We start from the raw sequence: 20,449 nt of genomic DNA on the forward strand, positions 1-20,449 counted from the left end.
ATGATAAAAAGAAATGAAAAGGAAATAAAGGTGATTTATGTACTGGTGGTCCTCCTGTTTTTGATATTTCTTGCAGTTCCCATAGTAAGGCTGCTGGGAAAATCCTTTGAGGGGACAGATGGATTGTCCGCGGAAAACTACATTGCAGTGCTGACCGGAAAAGGATTCGGCAGGGCACTTTTGAACAGTCTGTGGATTTCCGTGTGCAGTGCGCTTCTGGCTACTCTGCTGGCATTTTTCCTGGCTTACACGATCCATTACACCAATCTGAAAAAGAGGACAAAGAAACTGATTCGTACTTTGGCGGTTCTTCCCATGCTGCTCCCCACAATTACCTATGGGTTTGCCATTATTTATTCCTTCGGCAAACAGGGACTTCTGACGAGGCTTTTCGGACGTCAGATCTTTGAGATTTACGGCTTTAACGGCCTGCTTCTGGGGTATGTGATCTATACACTTCCCGTTTCCTTCCTGCTTATTTTGAACACCATGAGCTACATAGATAAAAAATTTATGGTGGTCTCAAGAGTCATGGGAGATAAACCTTTTGCCACCTTTATGGGAACCGTGGTGCGCTCACTTCTGGGCACTCTCGCAGCCTCCATGATACAGTGCTTTTTTCTGTGTTTTACTGACTACGGGATTCCCGCGTCGGTGGGAGGTAAGTTTGAGGTTGTGGCAACCGTTCTTTACAACGAAATGCTTGGCAGTGTGCCAAATTTCCGGAATGGAGCGGTAGTGGCAATGATGATGCTGCTCCCCTCTGTGCTGAGCATTTCCCTGCTTCACTGGCTGGAACGCTACAATGTCCGGTACAACAAGATTTCCGCCATAGAAATAAGACAGAACAGGAGAAGAGATTTTTTCTGCGGCCTGACAAGCGGTGTAGTTCTGCTTGTGATCCTCTCCGTATTTGCCGTGATCTTTGTGGTTCCCTTTGTGGAGGAATGGCCCTACAGAACAAATTTTACCCTGTCTCATGTGACGGAAGTCTTCCGGGACAGCAGTCTGCTGGGGGTATTTAAGAATTCCCTGCTCATGGCAGTGCTGACTGCGCTGGCAGGACTTGTCACCACCTATGGAGCGGCCCTTGCCACAGCCAGAAGCCAGCTTGGAAGGAGGTGGAAGGGCATCATTGAGAGCATTGCCCTGGTCACCAACACGATTCCGGGCATGGTGATCGGTATAGCATTTCTGCTTATTTTTACAGGTACACCGCTGCAGAATACCTTAGCGCTTATTATCCTGTGCAATGTGGTACATTTTTTTTCCACCCCGTACCTGATGATGAAAAACTCTCTGGAAAAGCTCAACAGTTCCTGGGAGACAACAGCCCTCCTGATGGGGGATTCCTGGGCGAAAACCATTTTCAGGATCGTAACGCCAAACATGCGCTCCACCATTCTGGAGGTATTCAGCTACTATTTTGTCAATGCCATGGTGACAGTCAGCGCCGTCATCTTTATCGCCGGAGCCAGAACCATGGTCATCACCACCAAAATAAAAGAGCTGCAGTATTACACCAGATTCAATGAAATATTCGTCCTGTCCCTTTTGATCCTGGCAACGAATCTGGTGGTGAAAGGACTAGTGGGATACCTGTCCCAGAGAGAATTCCATCCTGGAAAGATCCTGGAATCATCCATATTAAAAAAGAAAAGAGGAGTACAGAAAGTATGAAAATGAAAAAAGTGACAGCATTTATGATGACAGCAGCTCTGGCGGCATCCGTTCTTTCAGGGTGCGGTTCGGGCAGTGAGAAACAGGTAGTAATCTATTCCAATGCAGATGACGAGGCTGTGGAGGCTATGAAAGAGACACTGGACGCAAACGGTTATGAGGGAAAGTACCTGTTCCAGACCTTCGGCACCTCAGAACTGGGCGGCAAACTGCTGGCAGAGGGGAAAGATATTGAGGCGGACATGGTAACCATGAGCTCTTTCTATCTGGACAGTGCACAGGAGCAGAACAATATGTTCCTGGATCTGACCTTTGACTATAAAACCCTCACTGAGTTTCCGGCATTTTATGCACCCATCACCTCCCAGGAGGGCGCCATTATCCTGAACACAGAGATGCTCAGCGAAAACAACCTGGACAGACCGGAGAGCCTGAAAGACCTGACAAAACCGGAATACAAAGACCTGCTATCCGTGACAGATATCAAAAGTTCATCCACAGCATGGCTTCTTATGCAGGCGCTTGTCAGTGAATACGGCGAGAACGGTGCCAAAGACGTCCTGAAAGGCATCTATGAAAATGCCGGCGCCCACATCGAGAGTTCAGGCTCTGCGCCGCTTAAGAAAATCCGTGCCGGTGAGGTGGCAGTGGGATTCGGCCTCCGCCACCAGGCAGTTGCTGACAAAAAAGACGGCCTTCCCGTGGACTACGTGGACCCCAAAGAGGGCAACTTCTCCCTCACAGAGTCCGTTGCAGTCATTGACAAAAAAGAGGCGAACCCTCTGGCCATGGAAATGGCTCAGTGCATTGTGGAAAAAGGAAGAAGCGAGCTGATCAGGACATATCCGAACCCTATCTACGAGGGCGAGGAGGCAGACCCTGAAAATATGTCCGCCTACCCAAAAGTATTTCCAGAGAAGCTCACCGTTTCCTTACTGGAACGGCACCAGGAGCTTTCGGAAGAATGTAAATAAACGAAGGCTGTGAAAGATACCAATAAAATCACATACAGGAGAATAGAAACATGTTAAACTATAAATTATTAACCCCAGGTCCTCTGACCACGACAGACACCGTAAAAAAAGAGATGCTTTTTGACCACTGCACATGGGATGATGACTACAAAAAAATCACTCTTAGTATTCGCAGCCAGCTTCTGAAACTGGCTCATGTAACCGAACCGGAATACACAGTTGTCCTGATGCAGGGCAGCGGCACCTTCGGTGTGGAGTCCGTCCTCACCAGTGTGATCGGCAAGAGCGACAAACTTCTCATTGCCGCAAACGGTGCCTACGGCGAGAGAATGGCAGATATTGCTGCCCACGCAGGTATTCCCTATGTGCTGTACCGTGAGGAATACGACAAAGTCCCCTCAGCCAAGATCATCAAAAAGATCATAAAAGAAGACCCGGAGATCACCCATGTATCCATGGTCCACAGCGAAACAACCTCCGGTATCCTAAACGATATTGAATCTGTTGCAAAAGTGGTAAAAGACATGGGAAGGACCTTTATCGTGGATGCTATGTCCAGCTTCGGCGGTGTGGATATCCCGGCAGCAGACTGGGGCATTGATTTTCTTATCAGCAGTGCCAACAAATGCATCCAGGGTGTCCCCGGATTTTCCTTCATCATCTGCAGAAAAGACAAACTTATGGACAGCAGCGGAAAAGCCAGAAGCCTGTCCCTGGACCTGTACGACCAGTGGCTGACCATGAACAAAGACGGAAAATGGCGTTTCACATCCCCCACCCATGTAGTTCTGGCCTTCGCCAAGGCTCTTGAAGAACTGGAGGAGGAAGGCGGCATCCCGGCCCGTGCCAGACGCTATGAGGAAAACAACCGATATCTCATTGAAAAAATGGCAGAACTGGGCATACGTCCCTACATAGAAGGCAAATACCAGGGCCCCATCATCACAACCTTCTACTACCCGGAAGGCAGCCACTTCTCCTTTCAGGAGATGTACCGGTACATCAAAGAAAGAGGCTACGCCATCTATCCCGGCAAAGTCACAGATGCGGATACTTTCCGCATAGGAAACATAGGCGAGATTTACCATGAAGACATGGAAAACCTCTATAACATTATCAAAGAATTTCTGGAGGCAGACAAGAGATGAGCAGATTTGACGCAGTTATATTTGACTGGGCAGGAACCACAGTAGACTACGGAAGCTTCGCACCCGTACAGGCATTCATAAAAGCCTTTGAAGAATTTGGTATCACCCCCACCATAGAGGAGGTGCGTGCCCCCATGGGCATGCTGAAAATAGACCACATCCGCACTATGCTGTCCATGGAACGCATCCGTAATTTATGGTATCAGATCCACGGCGCTCCCTTCACAGAACAGGATGTAAAAGAGGTCTACGAGCACAGCGAGACAGCAATACTGGAAATCCTCCCCGACTTCGCTGCCCCCAAGCCCTACGTCCCGGAGACCATAGAAAAACTCCGAAGCCTGGGCCTTCAGATAGGCTCCACCACAGGATACACAGAACAAATGATGAAAATCGTAGCCCCCAAAGCCGCAGAGCAGGGATATGCCCCTGACTTTTGGTTCAGCCCCGACGACGTAGGCGGTATTGGCCGACCCTACCCCTACATGATCTTCCGCAACATGGAATCCATGCACCTGATGGATGTCCGCCGCGTTCTCAAAGTAGGTGACACCATAGCTGACATCAAAGAAGGCAAAAACGCCGGAATGCCAACCGCAGGCATCCTGGAAGGCAGCTCCGTCCTCGCCCTCACGGAACAGCAATACCAATCCCTCACTTCCAAGGCCCGTAACCACTGCCTCTATGAGACTGAACAAACATTCAAAACCGCCGGCGCCGATTACATCCTAAAAGACATCCGCGATATCCTGAACCTCCTGTAACTCCACCAGATTCCACACCCCATATCCACACCCAGCTTCCCCAGCCGCAGTCAAATCACAAGGGGGGGGAAAGGGTTCAATATTCTTCACAACAAAAGCCATCGCCCGGACATATCCAAACCGGGCGATGGCTTTTTCTATAAATATTAAAGGAAGGAGAGCCGGTCTTTCGACCGACATATGAAAAAGAAAATATAAAAATAATGTTTGTTTTGAATTATTTTTATGATATAAGTATATTCCCCAAATATGTGCAAATCATGTTTAAGTTGTGAAGAATTCATGAACGAAAACCGAATCTTTTATGAATGTAAAAAATTATCGTAAATTGTCACTAAACGGCACCCGTATTTTCAAATGTTTGATATCCAGAAAGTGCTCAGTCCCAAGCCGTATGCCGCCCATAAGTCCTGATGTATCCTGCAGTTTTGATGGAATGATGCGGCAGTCTCTGTTCTGGTGGCGGGCCAGATAGGCCACGATCCGCCGGTTGATGTCAGGGATATAGTTGGAGAAGGAGCTGTTCAGCACGATTAGGTCAATATTGAAGGTGTTGATGATATTATTAATGCCGATGGACATGTATTTTACAAACAGATCCATCATTTCCAGCGCCTCGGGTTTCTGTTCCTGATAAGCTCTCAGAAAGCTGTCAATGGTGACAGAATCCTGATGTGTGCGTGCGGCATATTCATTCAGTATGGCTCTCTCTGAGGCGTACAGCTCAAAACAGCCGTTATTGCCGCAGGGACAGGGCTTTCCGTCGGGAAACAGGATGGTGTGGCCAAACTCTCCGGCGTAGCCGTCACGGCCCTTGTAGAGCTGTTCATCGATCAGGATACCCATGCCGACACCGTCGTGGATATTCAGATGTATCATGTTTTTATAATTATAGTGGAAAGCAGACTCGCCCAGCACGGACAGGTTGGATTCGTTCTCCACAGTGACCGGTATGCCAAACTCCTCAGCCAGTATTTTACCGAGATGAGGCTCCGGAAGGGGATAATAGGGAGTGAATATTATTTCATTATCCCGCACAACACCGTATATGCCGATGGAGATCCCCACGATTCCGTAAGGCGCATCCTGACACCGTGGAATCGTCTCCTTTATTATACGGCGGAGTAGTTCAAGCAGGCAGTCCTCCTCCCGGAAAGGGTATTCCCTTAAATGGCAGTCCTCACCTTTCAGATCAGAGGTCAGGGTGATGATCTGTCTGGGATGGACGTCAATGGAGAAGGCATAGCCGCATTTTTTCTGGAATTCCATCAGGATCGGCTTTCTGCCCAGGGCGGTCTGGGCGCTCCCTATCTCAGCCACCAGATTCTGGTCCATAAGCTCCTGTACGATATTGGATATGGTTGCCTTTGTCAGGTGCAGCTCCTTGGCCAGGGCAGCGCGGGAAATGGGCGGATTGTTTACGATATACTCCAGGACCAGACGCCGGTTGTTGTCTCTTATCATTTCTTGGTTTGCGATTGCCATAAAGATCCTCCGTGATGCAGCAGCTGATCATGCCGCATCTTTTTACTGTTACAGTAATCATACCACTTTTTTGGTGCCTGGGGCAAGCAGTTTGTTTACCCACTATACAAATATTGTGAACAGTAACAACAGTAACTTAATAGAAACTTTAGATGCAGGATTTGGCGATTTGTGCTATTCTTAATAGCAAGCAGGGACATCCTGCGAGCTGCAAGGGGATAAATGAAAGGAGTTATGATTATGATGAAACGAGGAATTGCGTTCCTGGCTGCGGGGATCATGCTGCTGGCATCACCAGTCAGTGTACTGGCAGACAGGGAGGACGCCAAACTGGAAAAACCATATGTATCATTAGGCGCGGATCTGAATGCGCAGGAGCGTGCAACCGTACTGGAGCTTCTGGGGGTTACAGAGGATGACCTGAAAAATTATACGGTAGCCACTATCACCAACCAGGATGAACACGACTATCTGGATGCTTATCTGGACAAGAGTGTGATTGGTTCCAGAGCGCTCTCATCCGTACTGGTAGAAGGCAAGACGGACGGGAACGGAATCAAGGTAACAACTCACAACATTTCCTATTGTACCACCGGTATGTACCAGAATGCCCTGGTGACAGCAGGCATCAAGGATGCGGATATTGTAGTTGCGGGACCATTTAAGATCTCAGGGACAGCAGCTCTTGTAGGCGCCATTAAGTCCTACGAGAACATGACCGGAGAGAAAGTGGAGCAGGAAAATGTGGACACAGCCACCAATGAGCTGGTCATCACAGGAAAGCTGGCTGAGAATGTGGGAGACAGCGAGAAGGCAGAGCAGCTTGTGGGCGCGGTCAAGGAAAAGGTCGTGGAGGCCCAGAACATGTCAGAGGATGAGATAGGTGACGTGGTGGACCAGGCGGCAGATGAGATGGAGATCAATCTTTCCGCTGAGGACAGACAGGCTATTGTGAATCTGATGGAGAAGATCAAGGGGCTGGATCTGGACGTGGACAGCCTGAAGGAACAGGCAAAGGATTTGTATAACAAGATTGAGGACCTGGGACTGAAGCTGGATATTAACCAGGAAAAGGTACAGGGATTTTTTGATAAGATCATAGAGTTCTTTAAGAACCTCTTTAGCTGATAAATAAAAGGATGGCCCCGGGCATGCAGAATATCTGCGGCCAGGGGCCTCTCTTTCATACTTCTTAACAGCCGGCACTCTTTAAGGCCGGCCCGGACGTCTAATCATTATCATAACCGGTGCTGCACTTCTGAATTGCCTCGTTCAGGGACAGCATACGGCGGTCAAGCTGGGATGCTATTTTGGCACATTCCTGTAATTCACTGCTTATATAGGCCGGAGCATTTCCCTCAAATTTGTAATAAATCTTGTGCTCCAGGCTTGCCCAGAAGTCCTGGGCGATGGTGCGGATCTGTATTTCCACCTTGGTCTCCACTACTCCGTCTGACAGGAAGATGGGTACGGTTACGATCATATGGTAACTCTGATAACCGCTCTCCTTAGGATTCTTGATGTAATCCTTCAGGGAAAGTATCTTCAAATCAGTCTGTTTTGCAATCATGTCGGCTATGCGGTAAATATCTGAAGTGAAAGAACAGATGATTCGGATACCTGCAATATCGTTTACATACTTGACCATGTTCTCGATATTGGAATCATATCCGTTCTTCCTCAGTTTCTTTACAATACTCTCAGGAGTTTTAATCCTGGATTTTACATGTTCTATCGGATTATAACGGTGGATGTGCTGAAATTCTTCGTTCAGAATATCAATCTTGGTCCCCACTTCCTTCAATGCGGCATTGTACAGGAACATCAGAGTTTCCCAGCTGTTTACGTCCTCGTAATTGGTAATATGAAGGGCGCTGCTCATTCTTTTCACATCCTCTTTCGTGATTCGTGGCAGTTCAAGGACACTCTGTCAGGTGTATTTTACTGCCGGCAGGAAGATTTCCCACTTTTATCAAGTATATCACAAAAGCGTCAGATTGTCACATTTTTGACGATTGTTAATGAAAATTTTATAGGATTGACAATATTTTACACTTCCAGCTTCATATCACCATTCTTGATCCAGTTCAGCTTCCGCATACAGTTGCAGAAGAACAGGGACAGAAGTCCCGGCAGCAGAAAATGGATCACAATGATTTTCACCATTACGAGTACGGCCCCCTCTGCGGGAACCATAGTCTGCCATGTCATGATCTGGCCTACAAGCCCTGCGGTTCCCATTCCGGAACCGGTGGCGTTGTTGGTCATTTTAAATACCATGGTGCCGATGGGTCCCAGAATCGCACTGGACAGGATTACCGGCAGCCAGATGACCGGTTTTCTTACTATGTTGGGCACCTGGAGCATGGATGTACCGATTCCCTGTGCCAGAAGACCGGAAACCCCGTTCTCCTTAAAACTTGCCACAGCAAAGCCTACCATGTTGCAGCAGCATCCTACGGTTGCTGCGCCGGCAGCCAGACCGGACAGATTCAGGATAACGCCCAGTGCGGCAGAGCTTATAGGCAGCGTAAGTATCATGCCCATAAGGACAGACACGATGATGCCCATAAGAAACGGCTGCTGTTCGGTTCCCCAGTTGATAAGGGAGCCTAACTGTGTCATCATGCGGCTGATGGGAGGGCCTACAAGTATGCCCACAGCAGAACCGGAGAGGATACCCACAAGGGGTGCCAGGATAATATCCAGGCGTGTTCTGCCTGCTACCAGCCTTGCCAGTTCAATAGCAACATAAGCGGCCACAAAGGCACCGAGAGGTTCCCCGGGGCCGGACAGGATGACAGAACCGTCCTCTGCAAATACGGCGCCCGCAGTGATCTTACCTGCGAAACCGCCCACCATGCCTGCGGTGGCGGCAGAGAGCACCACAAGAGGTGCCTCCTTAAATCTGCAGGCCACACCCACACCGATTCCGGCGCTTGTCATGGCTGCAGCCATCTTGCCGAACTGGTACAGCAGAGTCCCGATATTTCCGCCAATGAGATTTCCTATCTGCTGGATGATCGTGCCGATGATCAGCGTGGCAAAAAGCCCGGAGGCCATGCCGCTCAAACCATCCACGAAAATCCGGTTCAGTAATTTTTTCAATGTTCTGTACTCCTGTCTTAATCCAGTTTGATATTTTTAAACAGGGAGCCGAGAGTGGTGGTCAGCTCTTCGCTTTTCGGAATTTCGATATCTTCAAACTCATCTTTCTCTTCCGGCACTTCCTGGAGTGCTTTCATGCTGAGGCTGATCTTGCCGTCTTCATTCTTGATCACTTTAACAGTTACCTTATCGCCTACAGATAAAACTGCTTTCGGGGATTTGATCCTCTTCTGGCTAATCTGGGATACGTGTACCAGACCGGAGATACCGTCACCTAAGTCCACGAATGCGCCGTAGTTCTGCAGTGTCTCAACAGTGCCTTCCAGAACTGTGCCGACTTTGATGTCAGCGATTTTTTCACGTCTCTCAGCGTCTCTCTTCTCTCTTAAGACTTCTCTTGCTGAGAGGACCAGGTTGTTCTCCTCCTCATTCACATCAAAGACGCGGACAGTCAGAGTTTTTTTCAGGAACTCTTCCGGGTCTTCCACATACTGCAGGGACAGCTTGGATACGGGGATGAAAGCGCGGATGCCTTCCACGTAAGCGATAGCGCCGCCTTTTACAATACCCTCAATAGTCACTTCAAATTCGGTCTTGTCCTCTTTCATCTTCTCCAGCTTCTCCCAGATGTCCATATCCGCATCTCTGAAACTTTCAAAAGAAGCATCGATCTCCTTTGCGAAGTCGTCCATAGTTTCCTGGTTTTTCATTTCTTCTGCCATGATTTTCCCTCCTGTGTCGGTTAGCAAATTCTTTTGCTTTCGATTATATCACAGAAAGGGGAAGGTCTGCAATGTCCGTGTGCAGTTCTTTCTATATCGGTGCATCGCGAAGCGTGTTACCAAGCACACAGTTGAACAGTAACCGGTTTTGAGGGTATGGGCAGGATTTATTGGATTTTCTGTTCAAAGTCCTGAATTGTCTCGGCCCTGGCCGCATATCTGAGCCAACGGTCCAGAACTTCGGTATCGTTCTGCTCCATAATATTTTGCTGCAGTTTTTCAGATACTTCACCCAGATCTTTAAGCAGAGTTATAATGCCCTCTGCCTTACCCAGAGCCAGACCTTCCGCTTTTTTGGCTTCCAGCTCATCCTTCATCAACTCTTCCAACGCTTCACACATAATCTTCGCCTCCTCGAATTTACCTCTGTTTGCACGGACAATAAGATCCATAACGGATTTATACAGGTTATTTTCTTTATGCTTTCCATACTGCTCAATCAAGCGTTTTGCCATTTCTGTTTCTTCCAGTTCATCTGTCAAGTGCCGCATGAGACTGCGCGGATACCGGTGGCATACAAAGGTTATGGTAATGTCATGAATGGCGATGCTGTCAGCCTGCGCGGTATCTGCCTTATAAAAATCATCCACGCTCAGATAATCCTTAGGACTTTTATATTCCACAATATTGTGCGTCCTGAAAATCCTTCCGATATTTTTCCGGATAGAAACATCTCTTTCTTTTTTTACAATCAGCACATCGATTTCCTTTGGTTTTGTCCCCAATTGATGCTCGTTTTCAAAGAGCAGCAGATCTGCCTCCGCTTCCAGTTCAATTTGAATCCCGGCATAAAAAGCAGGATGCCACTGCAGGGCATGCGGCTGCTGTTTCCGTTCTTCCATATAAAACCTCCTTTTTAGTTATAGACGCAGGAGGTTTCCAACCTTTCCGAAAACTCCTGCAAAAAATGTGGTGAAAAGCACGAATTTTCCGAAAGGACAGGCCGTACATACGTCGACCCGTTATTATGAAATGATATAAGATATTTTGAATCCCAAGACAGATTCAAAAAAAGAAAGATGATCCAGAAAATATGCTTTTTCTTAATTTTAGCACAGGCTTTTCCTGCCGGCAACAGGTATTTCCGGTCTATAACTGAAATATATTATGGTTCGGCCAGGGTCATCCAAGCAAATCTTATCTCCGCATAAAATCTGACAAAACAGTACGGAGGACACTGATCAGCAAACGATAAATCCCCATAACTGTTTATAATGAAAAAGGATATGAAAAAGGGCAGGTAAATTGATATTCTCCCAAAAGTATGTTAGGATGTAACTATTCAACAGGCCAGTGTATTTACCACACTGACCGCAGGAATTCCCCGGTAGGGGATCACGTTTAGCCGTCAGGCAGAAATACAATGCATAGACTGGAAAATTCTACAGAAAATTATAATTATATAGAAACAAGGGAAAGGACGCAGAGAATGGCAAAACAAGGGAAAATCTATATTATGGGCCATAAAAACCCGGATACGGATTCCATCTGCTCAGCTATCGCCTATACGGATATCAAGAACCGCTCCGGCGATGGAAGAAGATATTTGGCAAAGAGAGCAGGACAGATCAACAGTGAGACGGAGTATGTACTGAAGCGTTTCGGCATGGAAGCGCCGGGTTATCTGGCAGATGTGGGAACACAGGTGAAGGATATGGAGATCAGGGAGACACCCGGTGTTTCCAGCAGTATTTCCATCAAGGATGCCTGGGCCATCATGAAGGAGAGCAATGCCGTGACGCTGCCCATAACAAAAGAGGACGGACAGCTTGAGGGACTCATCACCACAGGAGATATTGCAAAATCCTATATGGATGCCCACGACAACTATTTCCTGTCAAATGCCAGAACCCAGTACAGGAGCATTGCCAACACTGTGGATGGAACTGTAGTGACGGGAAATCCCCATGGATATTTTGTCAAAGGCAAAGTGGTTATCGGTGCGGCCCATCCGGACAAGCTGGGAGAATTTCTGGAGGAGGACGACCTGGTGATCCTGGGTGACAGACACGAGGATCATTTGTGTGCCATCCGCGAGAACGTGAGCTGCTTTATTGTCTGCAACAACACCGAGGTGGCGGAGAATATCAAGGATGCAGCCGTGAAAAACGACTGTGTGATCATCCGTTCCCCCCTGGATACATTTACAGTGGCAAGACTTATCAACCAGAGTATTCCGGTAAAACACATCATGAAAAAGGATAATCTGATCACCTTCCAGACCGACGATTTCACAGACGATATCAAGGATGTGATGGTCAAGAACAGACACCGGGCTTTCCCTGTGGTGAACAAACATGGAAAATACATCGGAACCGTGTCAAGACGTAACCTGTTAGGCATGAAGAAGAAAGAGCTGATCCTGGTGGATCACAATGAGAAGACCCAGGCAGTGGATAATATTGATGCAGCGGATATCCTGGAGATCATTGACCACCACAGACTGGGATCTCTGGAAACCATCTCACCCATCATGTTCAGAAATCAACCGGTGGGATGCACTGCCACCATTATGTATCAGATTTATACGGAAAAAGCCATGGAAATACAGCCAAACATTGCAGGGCTTCTCTGTGCGGCCATCATTTCCGACACGCTTATGTTCCGTTCCCCCACCTGCACCCATATGGACAAAATGGCAGCAGGGGCGCTGGCTCTCATTGCCGGTATAAATATAGAAGAATTTGCAAAAGAAATGTTCACAGCGGGAAGCAATCTGAAAGGAAAGACCACAGAGGGCATTTTCTATCAGGATTTCAAACGCTTTACCGCAGACGACACCAATTTCGGCGTGGGACAGATCAGCTCCATGAATGAGGAGGAGCTGAAGGACCTGAAAAAACGCTTGATTCCGTTTATGAAAAAAGAATGCGGCAAGAACGGGATCACCATGGTATTCATCATGCTTACCAACATACTGGACGAATCCTCAGAGATTATCTGTTACGGGGACGGAAGCGGGAAACTGGTGGAGGATGCCTTTGGTGTGAAAGAGGAGGAGGGCGGCTATATCCTTCAGGGAGTCGTATCCAGGAAGAAACAGCTTATCCCGGCCTTTATCGGTACGCTGCAGCAGAATAATAACTAGGGCTCTGCGGGGTCTAATACGGGAGGAAGATATGGTATTTCCAATTTTAGAAAATGAATACTGGTACGGCGGATATGTATACGGCTCCTGTGCGCAGCCCTATGATGCCTCCAGTGAAGCAGAGATCGATCTGCGGAGAAATGACAGTACAAATCAGGCGGTTCCCTTCTTTGTATCCACAAAGGGCCGCTACATCTGGTGTGAAGAGGGCTTTCTGCTGCATTTCGGCGGCGGAAACATTACAATTGACCGGAATGTGGAATTGAGGGAAGGTTATGTAAACCTAAAAGGCGCATATCTGGCCGCCTGCAGAGAACATTTTCCTTTCAGGGAAAACACCCTGAGTGATGAGTTTTTCAAAAATCCGGTCTACAATTCATGGATAGAGCTTACATTCTGGCAGAATGAAGAAGACATTCTCCGTTATGCGGATCACATTCTGGAAAACGACATGCCTGCAGGTGTGCTCATGATCGATGACGGCTGGTCTGATTACTATGGAAAATGGGTTTTCAGCCGGGAAAAATTCCCTCATGCGGAGGAAATGCTGAAGACACTTCACAGCAAAGGCTTTTTTGTCATGCTCTGGATCTGTCCCTACATTACCCCGGACACCCTGCAGTACCGTCAGGCCAAGGCCATGGATATTCTCATCAAAAATCCTGACGGAAAGCCTCTCATCACAGAGTGGTGGAACGGCTGGTCCGCTGCCCTGGATCTGTCGAACCCCGCGGCTGTAAACTGGCTGGACGAGCAGCTTCAGGCACTGAGAGCCATGGGCGTGGATGGTTTTAAGTTCGATGGGGCGGACGTGCTGTATTATCCTGACGACATGGTCACTGCCGGCGGTGTTACACCCAATGAGATGGCACGCCTCTGGTGCGCCTACGCAGAGAAATTCCCGTTCAACGAGCTGCGCATGGCCTTTAAGGCAGGGGGAATGTCCCTGATGCAGAGACTCTGTGACAAGCCCCACAACTGGGGAGAGGAGGGCATCCGGGCGCTGCTGCCCGACACTCTTATGCAGGGGATCACAGGACATCCCTTTGGCAGTCCGGATATGATCGGCGGCGGTGAATACGTGAATTTCCAGGAAAACAGCGGTAATCTGGACCAGGAGCTGTTCAACCGGCACAGTGAGATCGCCTGTCTCCTGCCTGTTATGCAGTTCTCCGCAGCACCCTGGAGAGTGCTTGGCAGGGAAAGCTATGACAGGATATTAAAGAGTGTGAAACTGAGGGAACGCTATGCGGCCAGGATCCTGGAGCTTGCCCACCATGCCGCGCGGACAGGGGAACCCATTGCCCGGTATATGGCATATGAATTTCCTGAGGGCGGATACGAGAGAGTCAATGACCAGTTCATGCTGGGAGAAGATATCCTGGTGGCACCCATCTGCGAAAAAGGCAGAACGTCCAGAAATGTGGCAGTGCCAAAAGGGAAATGGCGTTTCCGCGGCACTGTGATCGAGAGCGAAGGAACCCTCATGGAACTTGCTCCGGAGGACGGTGAGCCGATTGTGCTCGAAAAATGCGAATAAAAACCTTTGAAGAAAGGAAACAAAATGTCTAAAATAGAATGGAAGCCCGGAAACATGCTTTACCCGCTGCCGGCCGTGATGGTGACAGTGGCGGATGAAGAAGGGCATGACAATATCATTACCGTGGCATGGGCCGGGACGGTCTGCACCAATCCGCCCATGGTATCCATCTCCGTAAGGCCGGAGCGCTACTCCTATAAAATGCTCTGCAGCACCAGGGAGTTTGTTATAAATCTGACCACGGAAAAGCTGGCATATGCCACAGATTACTGCGGGGTAAAATCCGGCAGAGATGTGGACAAGTTTAAAATGGCCCATCTCACCAAAGAGGAGGCTTCCCATGTGGGTGCCCCGATGATAAAAGAATCACCGGTCTCCATAGAGTGCCGTGTGAAGGAGATCACGGAGTACGGGAGCCACAGTATGTTCCTTGCGGATGTGCTGGCCGTACATGTGGATAAAGAATACATGGATGAGAAGGGGAAATTTGACCTGGCCCTTGCCAATCCCATTGTCTATTCCCACGGAGAGTATTACAGCCTCGGGAAAAAGCTGGGAACCTTCGGATACAGTATTAAGAAACGCAGAAAGAAGAAAAGCAGAAAATGAAAAGAAACATAGTATTGATCGGAATGCCCGGTGTGGGCAAAAGTACGGTTGGAGTCATTCTGGCAAAGGTACTGGGATACCGGTTCATAGACGCAGACCTGGTGATCCAGGAGAGAGAGAACCGGCTGTTAAGTGAGATCATTGCCCAGGACGGGCTGGAAGGATTCCTAAGAGCAGAGGAAAATGCCAATATACAGGTTGCCAATGAGGCCAAAAAGGCTGTTATCGCCACAGGGGGGAGCGTGGTGTACTGCAGCCGGGCTATGGAGAAATTATCAGAGACAGGACAGATCGTCTATCTGAAACTGGATTACGACACCCTGGACAAACGCCTCAGTAATTTGAAGGGACGCGGCGTTGTCCTGAAGGAAGGTCAGGACCTGAGAGGACTCTACGATGAGCGCATACCGCTGTACGAAAAATATGCGGATATCACAGTTGATGAGAAAAATCTGGATGTGGAGGAAACTTTACAGAAAATTGTAGAAAGACTGAAACAGTGACAGAGAATAGAGAATGTCGGTTTATGAAGAAAAAATGAAAATATTAATTTTTGTTTACAAATTGCTTTATCTGTTATAATATAATATTTAAGTCGTAGACTATCTTAGCAGGAAGACAAATCATGAACCTGCCGGAAAGTCTGTCTTTTATCCGATCAGATGAATTAAGAAAAGTAAATTTGAAGACGAGATTATGTTTTCTGGTACCGAGTATACCGGCGGGGAGCATAAATAAAATATAGAGGTGTGAATATGGAACAATATGTTATCAAAGGCGGTAACCCGTTAGTCGGCGAAGTGGAGATCGGCGGCGCGAAGAATGCGGCACTGGCCATCCTTGCGGCGGCAATTATGACGGATGAAATGGTTTACATCGAGAACTTACCGGACGTACGTGACATCAATGTTTTATTAGAGGCAATCAGGGAAATCGGCGCATCTGTTGAGAGAATCAGTCCCACAGAGGTGAAGATCACAGGTTCCACCATAGCCAACATCAGCGTGGAATACGAATATATCAAGAAGATCAGAGCGTCCTACTATCTTTTGGGCGCGCTGCTTGGAAAATACAAGACAGCGGAAGTTCCTCTTCCCGGAGGCTGCAACATCGGAAGCAGGCCCATTGACCAGCATCTGAAAGGTTTCCGGGCTCTTGGTGCGTCCGTTGATATTCTCCACGGCGCAGTAGTCGCCAAAGCGGAGAAGCTGACAGGAAAGCATATTTTCCTGGACATGGTGTCCGTAGGAGCGACCATCAATATCATGATGGCAGCCGCCATGGCAGAGGGCAATACCACCATCGAGAATGCGGCCAGAGAGCCTCACGTGGTGGATGTGGCCAACTTCCTGAACAGTATGGGAGCCAACATCAAGGGCGCCGGTACGGATGTTATCCGTATCAAAGGCGTGGAGAAGCTTCACGGAACCAGTTATTCCATCATCCCGGATCAGATTGAGGCGGGTACTTTCATGTGCGCTGCAGCAGCTACCATGGGGGATATTATGGTGAAGAACGTGATTCCGAAGCATCTTGAGGCGACCACAGCCAAATTAGAGGAGATCGGATGTGAGGTGGAGGAATTCGATGACGCGGTACGCGTAGTAGCCTCCAAACGCCTGAAACGCACCCATGTAAAAACCATGCCCTATCCGGGCTATCCCACAGACATGCAGCCCCAGTTTACTGTGGCACTGACACTGGCGGAGGGGACAAGCATTGTGACGGAGTCCATTTTCGAGAACCGTTTCAAATACGCGGACGAGCTTTCCCGTATGGGAGCCAGCATCAAGGTGGAGGGCAATACAGCCATTATTGACGGGGTACACAAACTGACCGGTGCCAGGGTAAGTGCGCCCGATCTGCGCGCGGGAGCGGCTCTTGTCATTGCAGGACTTGCGGCAGAGGGACTTACCATTGTGGACGATATTGTTTATATCCAGCGGGGATATGAGCGTTTTGAAGAGAAATTAAGATGCCTGGGAGCAGAGATTGAGAAGGTTTCCAGTGAGAAGGATATACAGAAATTTCAGCTTCGTGTAGGCTGACAGGAAATAAAAAAACAGGGATGCTGCGCAGGGCGTGCGGCATCCTATTTTGTTTGTCGAAATATGTCGAAAAAGCATGGGGGAAGGTACATATGAAAAAGATCATGGACGATAAGATACTGGCCTATATAGAGACACATTTGGATATGGAGTACGGGCAGGATGATATTGCAGAGGCTTTCGGCTATTCCACAGATCATTTTCGCCACCTTTTCCGCATGTATTACGATATGCCTCTGGGAGAGTATATACGCAGGAGGCGGCTTCTCAAAGCAGCAGCCAGGATTGGGGACGGAGAACAGATTGGGAATGCCGCGTCAATGTATGGTTTTGAGACAGCAGCTGGATTTGCCAAAGCCTTTAAGAAGGAATTTGGTTTTCCTGCCAGTGAATTAAAGCGGCAGGATGATATCAGGCTGGATGTGCTGCCTGAACCGGAATACGACGGGAATCAGATACGCATTTCATTTCTGGAGACACAGGAGCTGAAGATGGCCGGACGGTCAATCATTCCGGAGGAAGGAGCAGATATTGACCTTCTGGAGGAGGTGGCTTACTGGCTGGACCATGAGTTTCCGGAAATAGATAACGCGGAGCTTTCCGGAATGCAGTGTTTCAAGGATGATTACATAGCCATGTGGTATCATCCCCTGGACAGCCAGGAGATCACATATCTTATGGGGCCTGTCGTCAAAAATTTCTCCTGTGTGCCCGAGGGTCTTGTAACTGTAACCATACCGGGGAGGCGCTATGCTGTGTTCGAGACAAAACAGGATTCAGACAAAAAAGAGCTGGCAGAGACCGTGAGATATCTCTGCAAATACATATTCAGGGAGTGGGTGCCTGCCAATGATGTCATTGCAGACAGAATGGGTTTTACATTTGAACGGTATTACGGAAATAAAGTTTCTGTTTATCTTCCTTTAATATAACCAGTTTGGACAACAAAAATATTCCCTCTCTATGTTATAATGGCACATATGCAAGGCGGGAGTGAAGAAAGATGGAATATTGTGTACTGGAACGAAAAAATGTTATTCGCGCAGCGGAGGAGGATATGCAGATACCTGCCTGTTACCAAATGCTGGGCGTGTGTTTTCTTAAGAATAATATCAAGGTAAAGAACATAAAACTGCCCGCTGTCCGTGTCGTGGGTACAGAGGCGTTTTTTAACTGCACAGCTCTCAGGCATGCAGCGCTGCCCAGAGTATATGTGATCAAGAAGGGTGCCTTCGGCAACTGCAGCAATCTGAGGGAGATACTGCTGCCAAAGACAGTGAGGGAATTGGGAAAAGGCGTATTTGACGGATGCAAGAGGATGGAGAAAGCCCTGTTTGACCCCATGGGAAACTGCAGGATACTGCCGGACATGACATTTGCCAACTGCCGTGCCCTTTCCAATGTTACACTGCCCGAGGTGATGTGGACAATTGGGAATCAGGCGTTCTATAAGTGCGAGTCCCTGGAGGATATAAAATTTCCCGAAAAACTGCACAGGATAGAAAACCAGGCATTTTATCAGTGTGGCCTCAAATCCCTGCATTTTCCGGAACATCTGGAAATGATCGGTGAGAGTGCATTTCTAAAATGTAAGAAGCTGGAGTATGTTTTCATTCCGCCGTCGGTGCAGAAGATAGGAAAATGGGCTTTTCATGGCTGCAATAACCTGAAGGTGCTGGAAATCCTCCATGACCCACAGGATGTGGGGGAATGGCTGACCAATAAGAACTGTGTCATCCGCTGCCGCCGGGGAAGTAAGATGGAGACCTATGCGGCACAATACGGCATTCAGGTGGAATATGCCGACGGCATCTGAAAAATAGTGACATATGGTTACTGTTCACTGCGTGCCCAGTAACACGTTTCGCGATGCACAGTTCTGCCCTTTAGGGTACAAAATGCAATAAATTGCATTTTGGCGCTGGCTAACTCGGGATTTTGCTTCGCATCGCGCAGCATCCCCTTGGAGAAAACACCTCCCGGGGCAATGGCGTGTGACCTGTTATGACATATGTACAAAGTAAGAAAATTATTGCACAGTATATTGACAAATATTACCAAATGAGTTAGAATGTAGCCATATCGAGAATATAGAAAAAAGATTGCAGTTTATTCTGATGCATAATGTCAGAATAATAATGGGAAATCCGGTGAGAATCCGGAACAGATGTAAATCTACTGTAAACAAAGTCAGTGCCCGCTGTTTTCCTGTCATGTACAAGGGAGCAGTCTGGGTATATTTATTATGAATCCATAACGCCTTCCTGTATGTACGGGAAGGCGTTTTATAGTTTGAACAGAAAAATTAAATATATCTTCTGTGGTCAGGGCAATAGCCCTGTTTAAAGGAATCCGGTGAGAATCCGGGCAGAACATCCCTGCTGTAAGGGGGACGAACAAAGCAGCAAAGCCACTGGGCATCATTCCCGGGAAGGCGCTTTTAGTAGGACGAACCCAAGTCAGAACACAAACACAGTTGTGGCAAACCAATTATTTGCAGTGTCCGAAGGCATGACGGACGTGTATTTTTTGTACCATTTTTTGAATAATTTAATAGATTATGACAAGACGAGGGCCCAGTCTTGTTGTGATAGATACTGCCGGAAGGCAAAATAAAAAATATCATAAGGAGGAAACAAAATGAAAAAAGGTATGAAACGGTTTTTAGGTATTGTATTGGCAATGGTTATGATGCTGTCGATGAGCATCAGTGTGTTTGCAGCCGATAATGATATTTCCGTAACGGTGACGTTAAATGCTGTGGCGGATGGGACACATCCTGCATTGAACGGGAGTGCTACAGTTAAAGTGGCGCCTGGTACCAATGTGGAGTTAATAGTAAAAGAAGCGCTTCCTAAGATGAACCTTGATATTACAAAGGGATTCTGGAAGGTGGTACCGGATTGGCAGAATCCAGATATTAAATACAACGCAATAGATGGACTGTATATAGGTGGAACCGCAGAAACAAATCTGTTTTATCAGGGAAAAGCGTACGAGTCAGATGCTGCATATTATGGTGTGGGCTGGACGTATTCGGGATTTGATGGAAATACACCATTAAATGAAAACAATTATATGAGCCAGAATACAATTAGCCAGGATCGTTCATCAGTTGTACTTAGCTATGCTAGCTACTATTATCCTAAAACTACTTCTAAATAAAGAATATTAATATTCCAGGAGGACAGGGCGGTATGGAGACATACTGCCCTGTTTCTTA

Annotated in this window: 16 protein-coding genes, 1 pseudogene and 2 riboswitches; of the genes and pseudogenes, 12 read left to right on the forward strand and 5 right to left on the reverse strand. The window is 47.8% G+C overall.

Annotated elements, in window-relative coordinates; all coding sequences use genetic code 11:
• From LC508_RS28875 to phnX, 3 genes and pseudogenes are all read left to right on the forward strand, one after another.
• Positions 1-2,654, forward strand: a pseudogene (locus LC508_RS28875) (extracellular solute-binding protein).
• Between the two features lie 50 nt (positions 2,655-2,704).
• Positions 2,705-3,802 (forward strand): 2-aminoethylphosphonate--pyruvate transaminase, encoded by a 1,098-nt coding sequence (phnW, locus tag LC508_RS20540; protein WP_103732235.1) that lies wholly within the window; start codon positions 2,705-2,707, stop codon positions 3,800-3,802.
• On the forward strand, positions 3,799-4,566 hold the full coding sequence (gene phnX, locus LC508_RS20545; protein ID WP_103732234.1) for a phosphonoacetaldehyde hydrolase: 768 nt from the start codon (positions 3,799-3,801) through the stop codon (positions 4,564-4,566). The genes phnW and phnX overlap by 4 nt, the downstream gene beginning before the upstream one ends.
• Positions 4,567-4,884: 318 nt before the next feature.
• Here phnX and LC508_RS20550 read toward each other — a convergent pair whose 3' ends face one another.
• On the reverse strand, positions 4,885-6,051 hold the full coding sequence (locus tag LC508_RS20550; protein ID WP_103732851.1) for an ROK family transcriptional regulator: 1,167 nt from the start codon (positions 6,049-6,051) through the stop codon (positions 4,885-4,887).
• 240 nt (positions 6,052-6,291) lie between these two features.
• On the opposite strand from LC508_RS20550, the gene LC508_RS20555 reads away from it, so the two are divergent.
• Entirely contained in the window at positions 6,292-7,179 is an 888-nt protein-coding gene (locus tag LC508_RS20555; protein ID WP_054352998.1) for a DUF1002 domain-containing protein, read from the forward strand.
• Between the two features lie 100 nt (positions 7,180-7,279).
• On the opposite strand, the gene LC508_RS20560 is transcribed toward LC508_RS20555, so the two are convergent.
• The 4 genes from LC508_RS20560 to LC508_RS20575 form a co-directional block, all read right to left on the reverse strand.
• Entirely contained in the window at positions 7,280-7,933 is a 654-nt protein-coding gene (locus LC508_RS20560) for a GTP pyrophosphokinase (protein WP_181014537.1), read from the reverse strand.
• A gap of 167 nt (positions 7,934-8,100) precedes the next feature.
• Positions 8,101-9,159, reverse strand: coding sequence for a PTS transporter subunit IIC (locus LC508_RS20565; protein ID WP_033140635.1), 1,059 nt, complete (start codon positions 9,157-9,159; stop codon positions 8,101-8,103).
• A gap of 17 nt (positions 9,160-9,176) precedes the next feature.
• A complete protein-coding gene (locus tag LC508_RS20570; RefSeq protein ID WP_103732850.1) occupies positions 9,177-9,881 on the reverse strand; it encodes a S1 RNA-binding domain-containing protein in 705 nt (234 codons plus the stop codon).
• A gap of 167 nt (positions 9,882-10,048) precedes the next feature.
• A complete protein-coding gene (locus LC508_RS20575; RefSeq protein WP_118593835.1) occupies positions 10,049-10,783 on the reverse strand; it encodes a 3-isopropylmalate dehydrogenase in 735 nt (244 codons plus the stop codon).
• 587 nt (positions 10,784-11,370) lie between these two features.
• Here LC508_RS20575 and LC508_RS20580 point away from each other — a divergent pair.
• The 8 genes from LC508_RS20580 (at position 11,371) to LC508_RS20615 (ending at position 20,391) form a co-directional block, all read left to right on the forward strand.
• Positions 11,371-13,029: a putative manganese-dependent inorganic diphosphatase gene (locus tag LC508_RS20580; protein WP_103732946.1), complete on the forward strand. Its 1,659-nt coding sequence runs from the start codon at positions 11,371-11,373 to the stop codon at positions 13,027-13,029.
• A gap of 31 nt (positions 13,030-13,060) precedes the next feature.
• Positions 13,061-14,569 (forward strand): glycoside hydrolase family 31 protein, encoded by a 1,509-nt coding sequence (locus LC508_RS20585; protein WP_103732945.1) that lies wholly within the window; start codon positions 13,061-13,063, stop codon positions 14,567-14,569.
• A 24-nt stretch (positions 14,570-14,593) separates the two neighbouring features.
• Positions 14,594-15,178, forward strand: a complete 585-nt coding sequence (locus LC508_RS20590) for a flavin reductase family protein (protein ID WP_054352939.1) — start codon at positions 14,594-14,596, stop codon at positions 15,176-15,178.
• Complete coding sequence (locus LC508_RS20595) at positions 15,175-15,681, forward strand: shikimate kinase (protein WP_054352940.1); 507 nt, start codon at positions 15,175-15,177, stop codon at positions 15,679-15,681. The genes LC508_RS20590 and LC508_RS20595 overlap by 4 nt, the downstream gene beginning before the upstream one ends.
• Positions 15,682-15,933: 252 nt before the next feature.
• Positions 15,934-17,226, forward strand: a complete 1,293-nt coding sequence (locus LC508_RS20600; protein WP_103733061.1) for a UDP-N-acetylglucosamine 1-carboxyvinyltransferase — start codon at positions 15,934-15,936, stop codon at positions 17,224-17,226.
• 92 nt (positions 17,227-17,318) lie between these two features.
• Positions 17,319-18,158 carry an AraC family transcriptional regulator gene (locus LC508_RS20605; protein WP_158587240.1) on the forward strand — a complete coding sequence of 280 codons (840 nt, stop codon included), beginning with the start codon at positions 17,319-17,321 and terminating at the stop codon, positions 18,156-18,158.
• Positions 18,159-18,229: 71 nt separating this feature from the next.
• Complete coding sequence (locus LC508_RS20610) at positions 18,230-19,042, forward strand: leucine-rich repeat domain-containing protein (RefSeq protein WP_103733063.1); 813 nt, start codon at positions 18,230-18,232, stop codon at positions 19,040-19,042.
• A gap of 272 nt (positions 19,043-19,314) precedes the next feature.
• A riboswitch (cobalamin riboswitch) is annotated at positions 19,315-19,445 on the forward strand.
• Between the two features lie 85 nt (positions 19,446-19,530).
• Positions 19,531-19,715, forward strand: a riboswitch (cobalamin riboswitch).
• Positions 19,716-19,866: 151 nt separating this feature from the next.
• Entirely contained in the window at positions 19,867-20,391 is a 525-nt protein-coding gene (locus tag LC508_RS20615) for a hypothetical protein (protein ID WP_054352945.1), read from the forward strand.
• Positions 20,392-20,449 lie beyond the last annotated feature (58 nt).

This window comes from Blautia parvula (assembly GCF_020215665.1).
Taxonomy (GTDB): domain Bacteria; phylum Bacillota; class Clostridia; order Lachnospirales; family Lachnospiraceae; genus Blautia; species Blautia celeris.

What these genes read in the sequence shown, in the direction of transcription:
- LC508_RS20615 (WP_054352945.1), top strand. Translation starts at nt 19,867, where the DNA reads ATGAAAAAAGGTATGAAACGGTTTTTAGGTATTGTATTGGCAATGGTT.
- phnW (WP_103732235.1), top strand. Translation starts at nt 2,705, where the DNA reads ATGTTAAACTATAAATTATTAACCCCAGGTCCTCTGACCACGACAGAC.
- phnX (WP_103732234.1), top strand. Translation starts at nt 3,799, where the DNA reads ATGAGCAGATTTGACGCAGTTATATTTGACTGGGCAGGAACCACAGTA.
- LC508_RS20605 (WP_158587240.1), top strand. Translation starts at nt 17,319, where the DNA reads ATGAAAAAGATCATGGACGATAAGATACTGGCCTATATAGAGACACAT.
- LC508_RS20555 (WP_054352998.1), top strand. Translation starts at nt 6,292, where the DNA reads ATGATGAAACGAGGAATTGCGTTCCTGGCTGCGGGGATCATGCTGCTG.
- LC508_RS20585 (WP_103732945.1), top strand. Translation starts at nt 13,061, where the DNA reads ATGGTATTTCCAATTTTAGAAAATGAATACTGGTACGGCGGATATGTA.
- LC508_RS20595 (WP_054352940.1), top strand. Translation starts at nt 15,175, where the DNA reads ATGAAAAGAAACATAGTATTGATCGGAATGCCCGGTGTGGGCAAAAGT.
- LC508_RS20575 (WP_118593835.1), bottom strand. Translation starts at nt 10,783, where the DNA reads ATGGAAGAACGGAAACAGCAGCCGCATGCCCTGCAGTGGCATCCTGCT.
- LC508_RS20600 (WP_103733061.1), top strand. Translation starts at nt 15,934, where the DNA reads ATGGAACAATATGTTATCAAAGGCGGTAACCCGTTAGTCGGCGAAGTG.
- LC508_RS20590 (WP_054352939.1), top strand. Translation starts at nt 14,594, where the DNA reads ATGTCTAAAATAGAATGGAAGCCCGGAAACATGCTTTACCCGCTGCCG.
- LC508_RS20580 (WP_103732946.1), top strand. Translation starts at nt 11,371, where the DNA reads ATGGCAAAACAAGGGAAAATCTATATTATGGGCCATAAAAACCCGGAT.
- LC508_RS20610 (WP_103733063.1), top strand. Translation starts at nt 18,230, where the DNA reads ATGGAATATTGTGTACTGGAACGAAAAAATGTTATTCGCGCAGCGGAG.
- LC508_RS20560 (WP_181014537.1), bottom strand. Translation starts at nt 7,933, where the DNA reads ATGAGCAGCGCCCTTCATATTACCAATTACGAGGACGTAAACAGCTGG.
- LC508_RS20550 (WP_103732851.1), bottom strand. Translation starts at nt 6,051, where the DNA reads ATGGCAATCGCAAACCAAGAAATGATAAGAGACAACAACCGGCGTCTG.
- LC508_RS20570 (WP_103732850.1), bottom strand. Translation starts at nt 9,881, where the DNA reads ATGGCAGAAGAAATGAAAAACCAGGAAACTATGGACGACTTCGCAAAG.